Annotated in this window: 14 protein-coding genes; 6 read left to right on the top strand and 8 right to left on the bottom strand. The window is 30.0% G+C overall.

The window, feature by feature from the left end; all coding sequences use genetic code 11:
• Window positions 1–339 precede the first annotated feature (339 nt).
• The 4 genes from mreB to B5E87_RS13680 form a co-directional block, all read right to left on the bottom strand.
• Window positions 340–1,329: a rod shape-determining protein gene (gene mreB, locus B5E87_RS13695; RefSeq protein ID WP_087245783.1), complete on the bottom strand. Its 990-nt coding sequence runs from the start codon at window positions 1,327–1,329 to the stop codon at window positions 340–342.
• A gap of 187 nt (window positions 1,330–1,516) precedes the next feature.
• On the bottom strand, window positions 1,517–2,152 hold the full coding sequence (locus B5E87_RS13690) for a M23 family metallopeptidase (RefSeq protein ID WP_087245781.1): 636 nt from the start codon (window positions 2,150–2,152) through the stop codon (window positions 1,517–1,519).
• Window positions 2,153–2,183: 31 nt separating this feature from the next.
• A complete protein-coding gene (gene spoIID, locus B5E87_RS13685; protein WP_241147189.1) occupies window positions 2,184–3,086 on the bottom strand; it encodes a stage II sporulation protein D in 903 nt (300 codons plus the stop codon).
• A 26-nt stretch (window positions 3,087–3,112) separates the two neighbouring features.
• Window positions 3,113–3,316: a DUF1146 family protein gene (locus tag B5E87_RS13680; protein WP_087245779.1), complete on the bottom strand. Its 204-nt coding sequence runs from the start codon at window positions 3,314–3,316 to the stop codon at window positions 3,113–3,115.
• Between the two features lie 68 nt (window positions 3,317–3,384).
• Here B5E87_RS13680 and B5E87_RS13675 point away from each other — a divergent pair, with 68 nt between their 5' ends.
• The 4 genes from B5E87_RS13675 to B5E87_RS13660 are packed head-to-tail and all read left to right on the top strand — an operon-like array spanning window position 3,385 to window position 5,891.
• Window positions 3,385–4,305, top strand: a complete 921-nt coding sequence (locus tag B5E87_RS13675) for an aldo/keto reductase (RefSeq protein ID WP_087245777.1) — start codon at window positions 3,385–3,387, stop codon at window positions 4,303–4,305.
• A gap of 9 nt (window positions 4,306–4,314) precedes the next feature.
• Window positions 4,315–4,821 (top strand): GNAT family N-acetyltransferase, encoded by a 507-nt coding sequence (locus B5E87_RS13670; RefSeq protein WP_087245775.1) that lies wholly within the window; start codon window positions 4,315–4,317, stop codon window positions 4,819–4,821.
• Window positions 4,812–5,315, top strand: a complete 504-nt coding sequence (locus B5E87_RS13665; RefSeq protein WP_087245773.1) for a GNAT family N-acetyltransferase — start codon at window positions 4,812–4,814, stop codon at window positions 5,313–5,315. Before B5E87_RS13670 ends, B5E87_RS13665 begins: the two co-directional genes overlap by 10 nt.
• A gap of 42 nt (window positions 5,316–5,357) precedes the next feature.
• Entirely contained in the window at window positions 5,358–5,891 is a 534-nt protein-coding gene (locus B5E87_RS13660; protein WP_087245771.1) for a ferritin-like domain-containing protein, read from the top strand.
• A gap of 31 nt (window positions 5,892–5,922) precedes the next feature.
• Here B5E87_RS13660 and B5E87_RS13655 read toward each other — a convergent pair whose 3' ends face one another.
• Entirely contained in the window at window positions 5,923–6,804 is an 882-nt protein-coding gene (locus B5E87_RS13655) for a YitT family protein (RefSeq protein ID WP_087245768.1), read from the bottom strand.
• A 90-nt stretch (window positions 6,805–6,894) separates the two neighbouring features.
• Complete coding sequence (locus tag B5E87_RS13650) at window positions 6,895–7,929, bottom strand: glycoside hydrolase family 25 protein (protein ID WP_087245766.1); 1,035 nt, start codon at window positions 7,927–7,929, stop codon at window positions 6,895–6,897.
• Between the two features lie 195 nt (window positions 7,930–8,124).
• Here B5E87_RS13650 and B5E87_RS13645 point away from each other — a divergent pair, with 195 nt between their 5' ends.
• Both B5E87_RS13645 and B5E87_RS13640 read left to right on the top strand, forming a co-directional pair.
• Complete coding sequence (locus B5E87_RS13645; protein ID WP_087245764.1) at window positions 8,125–9,312, top strand: C40 family peptidase; 1,188 nt, start codon at window positions 8,125–8,127, stop codon at window positions 9,310–9,312.
• 177 nt (window positions 9,313–9,489) lie between these two features.
• The gene (locus B5E87_RS13640) at window positions 9,490–9,696 is read left to right on the top strand and encodes a hypothetical protein (protein WP_087245762.1); all 207 of its coding nucleotides are present in this window, start codon (window positions 9,490–9,492) and stop codon (window positions 9,694–9,696) included.
• A gap of 154 nt (window positions 9,697–9,850) precedes the next feature.
• On the opposite strand, the gene B5E87_RS13635 is transcribed toward B5E87_RS13640, so the two are convergent.
• Together B5E87_RS13635 and pfkB are read right to left on the bottom strand one after the other, a co-directional pair.
• Window positions 9,851–11,668 (bottom strand): PTS fructose transporter subunit IIABC, encoded by a 1,818-nt coding sequence (locus B5E87_RS13635; RefSeq protein ID WP_087245760.1) that lies wholly within the window; start codon window positions 11,666–11,668, stop codon window positions 9,851–9,853.
• Entirely contained in the window at window positions 11,658–12,581 is a 924-nt protein-coding gene (gene pfkB / locus B5E87_RS13630; RefSeq protein ID WP_087245758.1) for a 1-phosphofructokinase, read from the bottom strand. The genes B5E87_RS13635 and pfkB overlap by 11 nt, the downstream gene beginning before the upstream one ends.
• Between the last annotated feature and the right edge of the window lie 136 nt (window positions 12,582–12,717).

Genomic DNA, 12,717 nt, shown 5'->3' with positions numbered 1-12,717 from the left:
TCATTTATTCACAAAACCAATATGAAAAATATCTAATAAATGAAAATAAAGAAAGTATTAAAAGAATAGGTAATTATAGAGGAAAATATAAAAAAAGGAAATAAAATAATGAATGTCTGCAATTTCCTTTAAAATAAAAGTGGGGTGTTTCTGCCCCACAATTTTTTTAAAGCTTTTTTATAAAACCCCGCGATTATTTAAAGCGCCATAAAAATGGGCAATGATCATCATTGTCCATTTTCATATCATAAGTTTATCATTTTTTATTCTCAAAATTCACATAAAAAAGCTGTACGCATTCACTTTTAAAAGCTATTTCGTTACAGCCTCTTTTATTAACTATTGTAAATATTGAGTGTTTTCTAACATAACACCGCATCCTTCAGCGACGCAGTCAAGAGCATTTTCAGCTACAAATACAGGAACTCCTAATCCTTCTTCTAAGAATTTATCTAAGTTATGAAGTAAAGCTCCTCCACCTGTTAAGAAAATACCTTTATTAACGATATCAGCTGATAATTCTGGTGGTGTTTGTTCAAGAACTTGTTTTGTAGAACGTAAAATTGTCATACAACATTCTTCTAAAGCTTCTTGAGTTTCTTTAGCATTCAATTGAATTGTATGAGGTAATCCTGTAACTAAATCTCTACCTCTTACATCCATTACTTCTTTTGGATCAGCTTCATAAGCACTACCAATTGTCATCTTAATTTCTTCTGCTGTACGGTCACCAATTAATAATTTATATTTATCTTTAACATATTTAATTAATTCAGCATCCATTTTATCTCCAGCAATCTTTAAAGATGTACTTGTAACGATATCACCTAATGAAAGAACTGCAATATCAGTTGTTCCACCACCGATATCTACAACCATGTTTCCTGATGGTTTAGAAATATCTAATCCAGCACCAATAGCAGCTACTTTTGGTTCTTCTTCGATATAAACACGTTTAGCTCCACATCTTAATGCAACATCCTGAATAGCACTCTTTTCAATTGAAGTGATATTTGATGGACAACAAATTAAGATAGTTGGTCTTGAGAAAACTCCTTTTAAGTTAAGTTTATTAATAAAATGAGTTAATAATATTTCAGTAATTTGAAAATCTGCGATAACCCCATCTTTTAAAGGACGAATAGCTTGAAATTTACCTGGAGTTTTTCCAAGCATATCTCTGGCTTCTTCTCCTACTGCGATAGGTTTATTTGTTTCAGTATTGATAGTTACAACAGAAGGTTCATTGACAACAATACCTTCACCTTTGACATAAATAAGAATGTTAGCTGTTCCTAAGTCAATACCAATTTCCTTTGATAATTTCATTGAACATTCCTCCTATAAGCATTTCTATTGTATCATTTTTCCTATTAATTACAAGAAAAAATTATTTCTATATCAACATAATTTTTATCTTTTTCAAAACACTTTCTTTTCCTCAATGATAATATACCAAATGTATGAAATTTATGTGAATATTTTAAAAAAATTTAGATTCCTAAGAACCTAAATTTTATTTAATCATATCAAGTGTCTGTCCAATAAATTTCTCTGGATTATACAATTGATCTCCTTTTTGAAGAATAAAATGTAAGTGATTTTTTAAGTCAGCTTCATAAACATTCTCACCACTTTTACCAATCACATCACCTTGTTTGACTTCTTTATTTAATTCTACTGATACTTCTGATAATGATTCATAAGTTGTAGAAATATTATCACTATTGGTAATAGTGATAACCCAGCCAAGTACAGGATCATTTGTTTTCTTTGTAACAGTACCACTGATAGCTGCCAACACATCAAATTTTTCATTCTTATTGGCATAGTCAATACCTTGATTAGGACGATAAACATCTTCAAATAATATTAAGGACTGTTCTTGCTTTGTGGCATCATCATCCTTATCATAATAATATCTCACTATTCCTATACCATCTTTAACCGGTGATTTTAAAGTTTCTACTTTCTTTTCTTCAGTTTTGTTTTCTTTTGTCTGATTTTCATCCACTTTGACAACAGTTTCATCTTCAAAATTTTGAGTACGTTCATCTAAAATATTTTGAACAATCCCAATACCACCTAAAAATAAAGCTAAAGCTAGTGAGATTCCTAATATCTTCTTATAATGAAAAGATCTTTTCTTCATGTTTTCACCTCAACTTAAGTATGAACAAAAGTTAAGAGTCTATACTTTCAATTTCAATATTTTGATAATAATGATGTAAAATCTCTTTATAACTTTTCTTTTCTAAAGCCATAGCTTGAGCACCATATTGACTCATACCAACACCATGACCATTGCCATGCGTAATAAAAGTATAACCTTTTGATGAAAACTGAATTTGAAAACACGAAGATGGTAGCGATAGTTTTTCTCTGATTTCTCTACCTGTATATGTTTTTTGATTAATAGTGACTTTGTCAACATAGCCACTTGATGTATGGGATGTGATTTTGATTTGTTCAGGAACAACATTAAATATATTGGCTAATTGCTGTTTGGTAAAAGTCTGACTCCTTGTATTATGAGGATCAATACTTGTATCCCAATGGCTATCAACCGATTTAAGATAGGCCACTTCTCCCGTAAAATAATCTTCACTATTAACAGTTCTGCCATTACTGCTAGAAAAAAACAATGCAGAAATATATTCTCCCTGATATGTCATAACTTCACCTTTTGTTTCTTGAATTGCTTCTTCTATTTTCTGTTTATTTTGTGCATATTGTTTTCCCCATTTTTTCTTCATTTCATCATCATCTAAATAAACCTGTGAATTGGTTGTATTATCAACTTTTAAATTCCTTGATAATACAAAAGTACGACTGGCTACTGCCTGTGCCTTGAGTGCCTCCTTTTCAAAACTGACTGGCATTTCCCCGGCAATAACTCCTATAAGATATTCTTCTAATGGGATGGATACAACCTGATCAGACATTTGAACTTGTACATTTTTTTCCTTTGTTTTCACTTGATATTTTGAATGAATCCAAACCATTGCATCCTGATAATGAAAACAACCGATCACTAATAAAATAGAAAATATAAAAAGAAGTTTTACATATATTTTTTTCATCATTCATATATATGTTGAAAACTTCTTATTTAGAATTGAAAACTTAAACTTCCAAAATCCAATATAAAAGATGCAAATAAATAACCTAAAGCTATTGATGTAACAATAAAGAAAATATGAAATTCTCTTTCTTTACCTTTTCTGATGTATTGATCAAAGCGAAAACAGCTTAAACCAATCATAGCAAGAGTAATCGAAACAATATACACGATAATACTAACAATATGATACATGGAAACACCTCTTTTTCTTTTACATTATAATCATTATTTTATATAATAACAACAGGAGGGACTAATTTATGGAATATTTTCAAATATCAAAAACAGATTTAAAGGCTTCTCGTTTAGCTTTAGGTTGTATGCGTATTGCTGATAAAAGCCTAGAACAAGTCGAAGAACTCATTCAAACTGCTTTAGATGCAGGTATTAACTTTTTTGATCATGCTGATATTTATGGTGGAGGAAAATCAGAAGAAATTTTTGGTGAAGTTTTAAAAAAGCACCCTGAATATCGTGAAAAAATGATTATTCAAACAAAATGTGGAATTGTTCCAGGGAAACGCTATGATTTTTCTAAGGAGCATATCTTAACAAGTGTTGAAAATTCTTTAAAAAGATTACAAACTGATTATATTGATATTTTATTATTGCATCGTCCTGATGCCTTATGTGATCCAAAAGAAGTTGCTGAAGCTTTTGATGAATTATATGAAAGTGGAAAAGTGAAATATTTTGGTGTTTCTAATCATACACCTTTACAAATAGAACTTTTACAAAAATATACTCAACACCCATTAATTATTAATCAATTACAGTTATCTATTGTACATTCTGTTATGATTGATTCAGGAATGAATATGAATATGAAAGAATCATGGGCTCAAGATAAAGATGGTGGTGTTTTAGATTATTGTCGTTTACATGATATCACGATTCAACCTTGGAGTGTTGTACAGGCATCATGGACAGAAGGATGTTTTATTGATCATCCTAACTATGAAAAACTTAATTCTATCATGGAAAAACTAGCAGATGAATATCATGTGACAAAGAGTGCTATCGCAATTGCATGGTTACTTCGTCATCCAGCTTGTATGCAACCTATTATGGGAACAACTTCACCTGCTCATTTAAAAGAAATGGTCCAAGCGTGTGATATTCATTTAACACGTCAACAATGGTACGATCTTTACCTTGCGAGTGATAAGCCTCTTCCTTAAGGAGAGTCTATGATTATTGAATTAAAAACTTTAGATCAAATTGATCCCTGTCAATTAGCATATCATGCTAATGAAAAAAGTATTGGTACGTATTTAAGAAATACTTTTCCCTATCCATATACATTAGATCATGCTATGTCTTTTATTACTCATTCTTTACAAAATCATGGTCTAGATTTTGGAATTGTTGTAGATGGTATTTGTGTAGGTTGTATTGGTGGAACTTTGCATAATGATATTTACGTCCATAATTGTGAATTAGGATATTGGTTAAATCCACTTTATGCTCATCGTGGTATCATGCGACAAGCTGTACGTTTATTTTGTCAGCATGTTTTTGAATGTTATCATATTCATAAAATTTATGCTGAAGTCTTTGTAGAAAATAAAGCATCATGTCGTGTTTTAGAATGGAATCATTTTGAAAAAGAAGGTTACTTATTTGAACATGTCTATAAGAACTTTCAATATCATGATGTCATCATTTATAGTTTAAGGAGAACAACATGGAAATAAGAAAATCTCATCTTGATGATGTACAAAGAATTATGACACTTATTCATCAAGCTCAAAATTATTTTAAACAACAAAATATTGATCAATGGCAAGATGGTTACCCTCAATCTTTAGATATTATTGAAGATATTCAAAAGAATAATAGTTATGTTATTGAAGATCATGATATTATTGGAACAATGTATTTTGCTATTGAAGACGAGCCAACTTATCAAAAGATTCAGGGACAATGGTTAACTCATCATAAGCCTTATGCTGTTATTCATCGAATAGTTGTAGATGAAAGTCATAAGGGTCAAAATATAGCTCATCAGTTATTAGAATATGCTATTCATGAATGTCAACAAAACCATATTCATAGTATCCGCATTGATACCCATGAAGATAATTTATCTATGCAACGTTTTTTACAAAAACATGGTTTTCATCAATGTGGAGAAATTACTCTATTAAGTGGTGACTTGCGTATCGGTTTTGAAAAAATATTAGAATAATTATAGATAACCTTCATACAGTAGAAGTATGGAGGTTATTTTATGAACTACTTTATCAACAAACCTTATCCAGAAATGACTGATATAAAGGAAAATCCACAATATGCATCTTTAATGTTATCTAATTTAGCTGGACTCTATTCGGAAATGAATGCTGTTAGTCTTTATTTTTATAATCATGTTATTTTAAAAGACGTTTGGCCTGAATTATCTGTAGCAATGGAAAAAATCAGTATTGTTGAAATGCATCATTTAGATATCTTTGCTCATTTAGCTTATCATTTAGGTGCAGATCCTCGGCTTTGGGATTGTCAGCAAGGTTGTCTAGAATACTGGTCACCTGGATATAATGTCTATCCTAGTCATTTAAAATCTTTATTAGAAAATGCGATTATTCAAGAACAAAATACAATTGCTATATATCAACAACAAATAACCTGTATAAAAGAAAGAACAATCCAAAAGATTTTGCATCGTATTATTGAGGATGAAGAATTACACATTCAAATTTTTGAATATTTTTTAAATGAATATTTACAAAATAGTTCCGAAATAGAAAAAGGAAGATTTATATAGAAATACGAAATCTATATAAACCTTCCTTTTCTTATTCAATAGGTTCTTGATAAAATCTTCCTGTTACACCTTCAGAGTTGATAATATTAATAAAAACATGTGGGTCTAATGCTTTAATCAACTGAACAACATCTTTCACTTCATCTGCTCCAACAACAGTATATAACATTGTTTTATTTTCTTTTAAATAACATCCTTGTCCTTCAAATTGTGTTACACCATGATGTGTATATTCTAATAACTCTTGTCCAATTGTTTCTCCATCTTTTGTAATAATTAATAAAGTCACTTTATGATCTCTACGATGTAATCTTTCTATGACTTGTGTTGAAACAAACTGGAATATAATTGAATACATGGCTGCTTCAAATCCAAATAAGAAACCTCCTGTTGTTAAAATAACAACATTAATTCCAAATACAAAATTCCATGATGGTTTCTTTAATTTATTTGATAAATAGACAGCAATAAAATCAGTACCTCCACTTGATGCTTTTCCATATAATGCAATGACAATAGCTATACCATTTAAAATACCTCCAAAAACTGATACAAGTAATGGATCATATGTAATAGGTGTGACTGGTATTAAGTCGACTAAAAATGAATTGAGAACAATCATTAGCACTGAATAACTTGTAAATTTCTTTCCTATTATCTTAAATCCAATAAATGCTGGTACAGCATTTAATGAAATATTAATAAGAGAATAAGGTAATTCTAATTGAAAAAAAACACTACATGATCTTTGAATCAATAATGATAAACCTGTAAATCCTCCTGGTATCAAATCCCCTGCTCTAACAAATGATTTTATATTGATAGACATAATAATGGAAGCAACAAGTACACATATAAACGAAGTAATATGTTTTTTCCATTCTTTTTCATTTCTTGTCTTGGCATAAACCATTATATTTCACTCTCCCCTTTAAAACGCCTCTATTATACTATTGTACAAACATAAATACAATATGAAAAGGTATCGCTTTACAGCAATACCTTAACTTTTTAAGCGACCTTCTTGAAGGAGTCTTAATAATTCTAAATTTTGTCTGGCACTACCAGTATAGTTCTCAATTCCATTTTTTTGTGCTAAATCTTTTCTCGATGCAAAAGATGAATCAACTCCTATCTGACTCAAAGCATCTACCAATGAATCTCCACGATATGTTGGATGAGATAAATATCTGAGAGTTCCTGTAATACTTTCATTATTCACCCATCCAAGACCATTTCCTATCAAGTATGGATTTCTCGCATTAGGAACAACTCTTGTAATAGTACCATGATTCATATATGGAACTAAAGGAACACTACTGTCTGAAGAGATAAAAACATGATTAAATGTTACATGATCTCCTACCTGATAGTTTTGTTGTGGTACTTCTGGTTCTGGTGCAGGTTCTGGGTTTGTTTCAACATTGAAGTTGTTATATCCACCAGCTTTAATTTCTGTTGGAAAATCACGATATGAATGATTTCTATCTACAGGTACACTTATTCCTTCAACAAAACCATGATTCGTATATTGCCACATATCAAATCCTTCTACTCCTAATTCTTCAGCATAGCGAGCAACCCATCTTGTATATCTTTTAAATGTTGGACCAGTTAGTTTTGTTGTCCACCAATAATATGAAGCATAGAATCCTGGGAAATAATTATGTTTAGCAAGCTCATCAGCCCAGACTCTTGCATTTTTTTCAATTTGATCATTTGTTAATCTTCCTATACTCGGATCTTCTAAATCCAAATAAATAGGATATTCCATCTGATAATCTTGAATAAGTCTCATAACATGTCTAGCTTCTGATAATGCCGCCCTTTCATCAGTGGCATATGAATAAAGATAAACACCAAAAGGAATACCTAATCTTGTACATTCATCAGCATTACGTTTAAAAGTAGGATCATCTTGTCCAGGCAAATCCTGCCCAAAGCCACATCTCAAAATTGCAAAATCAATATGATTTTTAACAAGTTCCCAATTGATTTCACCTTGATATTGTGAAACATCAATACCATCTTTAACCATTAACTCACCTCCTCAAGATACAATATGTTCTTATAAAAAAAATGCCTCCACATTTGCCATAGTTATAACGACTTTCTATTATATGCTTTATAATATATAAACATGTATGAATACTGACTTTCATAAATTCTATGAATTGGTATTTTTTTTAGAGTTTTTTATGTTATAATGTTTTTTACAGAGGTGATTAATTGAATGAAAAAATTAGGTATAAGTTTTTTAGCTTTTTGTTCAGTATTTGCTATGAGTCTATTTCCAATAGATGTTCATGCGACTGATTTTGAAGGACAGGAAGATAAATATATTAAAATTTGTTCTTCAAATCTAACAAATTCTAATAAAAAAGTATGTCAGGAATTTAACAAATATTTAAAAGAAAAAAATCAAGATTTAAAAGAAGAGATTCAAGATACAAAAGATGATTTAAGTGAAACTAATGATAACATTGAAGAAGTATCTAAAAAGATCGAAACTTTAAATTCTCAAATAGATGAAAAAAACAAAGAAATTGATTATATGTTAAAATCAATCGAAAAAATAAAGAAAGACATTGCAAAGAAAGAAGAACAAATGAGAGAACGTTTATATGTTATGCAAACAACATATAACTCTAACTGGGTTTTAGATTTCTTATTTGGTTCTGAAGATTTCTCAACTTTCTTCTCACGTATAGGAAGTGTTAATGATATTACAGCTTATGAAAAAGAGTTAGTAGAAGAACTCACACAACAAAAGCAAAATCTTGACACACAACAAAAGTCTCTAGAAACAGCTAAAGAAAACTTAGAATCACAGAAAAAATCACAGGAAGCTTTACAAGAAAAATACATAGAACTGAAAACTGCACAACAAGAAAAAATTAAAGATAGTCAACAAGAATCTAAAGAGGTTTCCTCTGCACAAAAGAAAATTGATGCAGCTTTATCTGAATTGATTTCTCGTGCTCCTAGTGGTGGTGGCGGTGGTGGATCATATGTTCCAGGTGATTCAGCCGTAGGAAATGCCATTGCTCAAAAAGCTCTAACAAGACTGGGTTGTCGTTATTGGTGGGGTGCAAATGGTCCTAATTATTTCGATTGTTCTGGTTTAGTTTATTGGGCTTATAACCAAGCTGGCGTAAGTCTTGGTCGTACAACTGCTGCAGGATATGCTGGTAGTGGAAAAGCTATTTCTCGATCAGAATTACAACCTGGTGATGTCATTACATTTAGTTATGGTAGTGGTGTTGCTCATATTGGTATCTATATTGGTGGTGGAAGTTTTGTTCATGCTTCTGGAGAAGGTTCCGGAACTGTTGGACAATATCCTGATCAATGTGTTAAAACTGCCCCATTATCTGGATACTGGGAAAGATATGTTTATAATTATAGAAGATTATATTAATAGCAAAATAAATATCCAATAGTCTACAAAAAGGGTAATGAAAATCATTTTTTGATCATCATTACCCTTTTTCATTTCATTGATAATACATATATTCTTCATCATCGTGATAAATCTTCTATAATAAGTATAGAGATTTTAAAATTATATTGTAAAAAGTAGATATGGGGTGACACTATGAAACAATTATTGAATAATACTGGTGTTAAAATTTTTTTAAGTATAATACTCAGCATCATTTTAGGTAAAGAAATTGTTTATAGTTTTATATCAAACATGAATGGTACTGACTATATTCTTAAACAAATCTTAGCTATGCAGATTACCATCATTATCTTAATCATTACTTTTGGTTTTATTATATTAAAGAACATAAATAAATAGAAGTCATTTATAAAAAACAAAGAGAATCAATTTTGAAGATACTATTATTTTTTTATCAAAATTCAAATTAAAGAAAAGAAGCTGAACATATCAATTTTTAAAAAGATATTTTGTCACAGCTTCTTTTTTATTTTAATAAATTGATTGTAGCAATTTATGCTTTTAGTTTTAACTTATTCATTATAACGATTAATAGTGTTCCTATGATCAGTGAAATCATTAAACTAGAAATAAAATAAATTGGATTGCTAATGAGGAATATTGTCCATATACCACCATGTGGGAAAGCTTGACCACATTGAAAATACATTGATAATGCGCCAGCTATGCTTGATGCTATAATACATGGATATTTAACAGTGCTTTTATATTTTTTCATATATGGAATAGCTACTTCACTGACAAAACACAATCCATTTAATAAACAAGACCATTTCTTTTGTTTATCTTCTTGATCAAAAACTTTTGTTGTTAACATTGTTAACCATATGATCAATGGTGGCATCATACCAGCTAACATAACTGCTGACATCATATCATATCTACCTGTAAAGATACCGATAATACCTATTGTATAAGCAATCTTATTAATTGGACCACCTAAATCAATGGACATCATCATACCTAAGATTGCACCAATAATAACAATTACAATACTATCTAGATTTTGATTCAATAAACTGACATAATCAATAAAATATGGGGCTAACATATAAATGAGAAAACTTAATATTGTTGTTCCTATAATAGGTACAAATAAATTTGGAGTTAAACTTTGTAAATCCTTTGGTAAATATGAAAACAAATGTGATAAGCCTAATGCTAGATATCCACCTATGAATCCTACTAAAATCCCTTCTATAATATTACCCTGCACATTAATCAAAAAGATGGATGAAATCAAAGAAACAACAAATCCCTGTTTTCCTGCTATACTATCACCAATAAAAGCACTGGTTATTGGAATTGCAATATTAATAGCAAGCGATGCAATATAATACATGATAGTTAAATATTCCTGATCAACATCCATATTCTGTAAGTATGGAATAAGACTCATTAATATACCTGAAATCATTAAGATAGGTATAATCTGTGATATACCATTCATGAGATGTTGATATATTTTTCTAGTCCCCTTCTCATTACTTTCTTTATATAATTCTTTGCCATGATAAATTTCAGCTTTTTGCTGTAATGCGTTTTTTAATAATTCTTCAGTATGATCAATCGCTTTTGTCACAGGAACTTGAATAACATATTTATTTTGAAATCTTTCCATCTCCACTTTCTTATCTGCCGCTACAATAACACATTTTGCCTTTTCTATATCTTCTTTTGTTAATTTATGTTGAATACCACTTGCTCCATTTGTTTCAACCTTTATGGATATATTCATTTCTTTTGCTTTCTCTATTAATGCTTTTTCTGCCATATAAGTATGTGCTATTCCTGTAGGACATGCAGTTACAGCTACTAGATCAATATTATTTTGAACAACATTGTGATCTTTCATTATATCCATATTTTGAAATAATAAATGAATAAACTCTTGTTCATCTTGACTATTAATCAATTGCTTAACCATATCTTCTTCCATTAACATTTGACATAGTTGAGCTAATATCTGTAAATGCTGTGATCCACCATCTTTAGGTACTGCAATCATAAAAAAGAGAGAGACTGGCTTTTGATCTAATGCATCATAATCTATACCATTTTTGTTAACCATTGCTACTAAAGAAGGATAACAAACTGTTTCACTTTGAGCATGAGGTATTGCTATCAAATTACCTACTCCTGTTGATGATATCTTTTCCCTCTCTAAGATAGCTTTTTCAAAAATAAACTTATCTTTGATATGTCCACATTGAAAGTGTTTTTCTACCATTTCATGAATCGCTTCATTTTTATCTTTAGCATTTGAATTAAGAATAATACTATCTTCTTTTAATAAATCTTTAATATTCATATTCAACCTCATTAATTGTTTTTAATAAAAGTTCAACTTCATCAGCAGTCGCTAAGTTTTTTGAAAATGCACTTGCACTTCCTGTTGCTACTCCCATTTTAAAAGCTTGTAGATAATCTTGAGTTTTGACATATCCTGCAATGAATCCTGCAACCATTGAATCTCCAGCACCTACTGAATTGACAACTTGACCTTTAGGTGCATCACAAAAATAGACTTTTCCATTTTCGCATACAAAGAGTGCTCCATCTCCTGCCATTGAAATCAATACATTTTTTGCACCCATTTCTTGAAGCTTTTTAGCATATTTAACAATATCCTTTTGATTAGAAAGTTTCACGTGAAACATTTCTTCTAATTCATGATTATTAGGTTTAATTAAAAATGGTTTATATTCTAATACATTCATTAATAAATTTCCTGTTGCATCAACAACAACTTTTATTCCTAAATGATTAATCTCTTTCATGATATGAGCATAAATATCATCAGATATACATTTTGGTATGCTTCCTGATAAAACAAGTATATCCCCTTTGTTTAATTTTTTTATTTTTTCAATAAGCTTTGTTAAATCAGTTTCATTAATCATTGGTCCATTTCCATTAACCTCTGATTCTTCATGACTTTTCATTTTAAAATTAATACGTGAATAACCATTTTGAACATCAATAAAATCTGTATGTATACCATTTTCTTCTAAATGACTTTGAATATAGGAACCTGTAAATCCTGCAATAAAACCTAATGCCTGACTTTCAATTCCTAAATTATTTAAAACGATTGAAACATTAATTCCCTTTCCACCAGTTAAAATATATTCATTTGCTGTTCTATTGACTTTCCCTAGTTGAAAATCATCTACTTCAACAATATAATCAATTGATGGGTTAAATGTTATTGTATAAATCATATTTATTCCTCCTTTTTGTGCGCACGTTCTTGCGCTTAATATATATTTCTTTTGAAATCATCGCTCCTGCAATGCGATGTAAAGCAACCGACTTACCTCGCGGGGATAACCCAACGGGGACCAAAGCATGTCGGTA

The organism is Massilimicrobiota sp. An142, assembly GCF_002160725.1.
GTDB lineage: Bacteria > Bacillota_I > Bacilli_A > Erysipelotrichales > Coprobacillaceae > Allocoprobacillus > Allocoprobacillus merdigallinarum.
The sequence above is the reverse complement of the archived record's forward strand: the minus strand, read 5'-3'. Positions and strand labels throughout refer to the sequence as shown.

What these genes read in the sequence shown, in the direction of transcription:
- B5E87_RS13645 (WP_087245764.1), top strand. Translation starts at nt 8,125, where the DNA reads ATGAAAAAATTAGGTATAAGTTTTTTAGCTTTTTGTTCAGTATTTGCT.
- B5E87_RS13690 (WP_087245781.1), bottom strand. Translation starts at nt 2,152, where the DNA reads ATGAAGAAAAGATCTTTTCATTATAAGAAGATATTAGGAATCTCACTA.
- B5E87_RS13670 (WP_087245775.1), top strand. Translation starts at nt 4,315, where the DNA reads ATGATTATTGAATTAAAAACTTTAGATCAAATTGATCCCTGTCAATTA.
- B5E87_RS13675 (WP_087245777.1), top strand. Translation starts at nt 3,385, where the DNA reads ATGGAATATTTTCAAATATCAAAAACAGATTTAAAGGCTTCTCGTTTA.
- B5E87_RS13655 (WP_087245768.1), bottom strand. Translation starts at nt 6,804, where the DNA reads ATGGTTTATGCCAAGACAAGAAATGAAAAAGAATGGAAAAAACATATT.
- B5E87_RS13640 (WP_087245762.1), top strand. Translation starts at nt 9,490, where the DNA reads ATGAAACAATTATTGAATAATACTGGTGTTAAAATTTTTTTAAGTATA.
- B5E87_RS13680 (WP_087245779.1), bottom strand. Translation starts at nt 3,316, where the DNA reads ATGTATCATATTGTTAGTATTATCGTGTATATTGTTTCGATTACTCTT.
- B5E87_RS13635 (WP_087245760.1), bottom strand. Translation starts at nt 11,668, where the DNA reads ATGAATATTAAAGATTTATTAAAAGAAGATAGTATTATTCTTAATTCA.
- pfkB (WP_087245758.1), bottom strand. Translation starts at nt 12,581, where the DNA reads ATGATTTATACAATAACATTTAACCCATCAATTGATTATATTGTTGAA.
- spoIID (WP_241147189.1), bottom strand. Translation starts at nt 3,086, where the DNA reads ATGATGAAAAAAATATATGTAAAACTTCTTTTTATATTTTCTATTTTA.
- B5E87_RS13665 (WP_087245773.1), top strand. Translation starts at nt 4,812, where the DNA reads ATGGAAATAAGAAAATCTCATCTTGATGATGTACAAAGAATTATGACA.
- B5E87_RS13650 (WP_087245766.1), bottom strand. Translation starts at nt 7,929, where the DNA reads ATGGTTAAAGATGGTATTGATGTTTCACAATATCAAGGTGAAATCAAT.
- B5E87_RS13660 (WP_087245771.1), top strand. Translation starts at nt 5,358, where the DNA reads ATGAACTACTTTATCAACAAACCTTATCCAGAAATGACTGATATAAAG.
- mreB (WP_087245783.1), bottom strand. Translation starts at nt 1,329, where the DNA reads ATGAAATTATCAAAGGAAATTGGTATTGACTTAGGAACAGCTAACATT.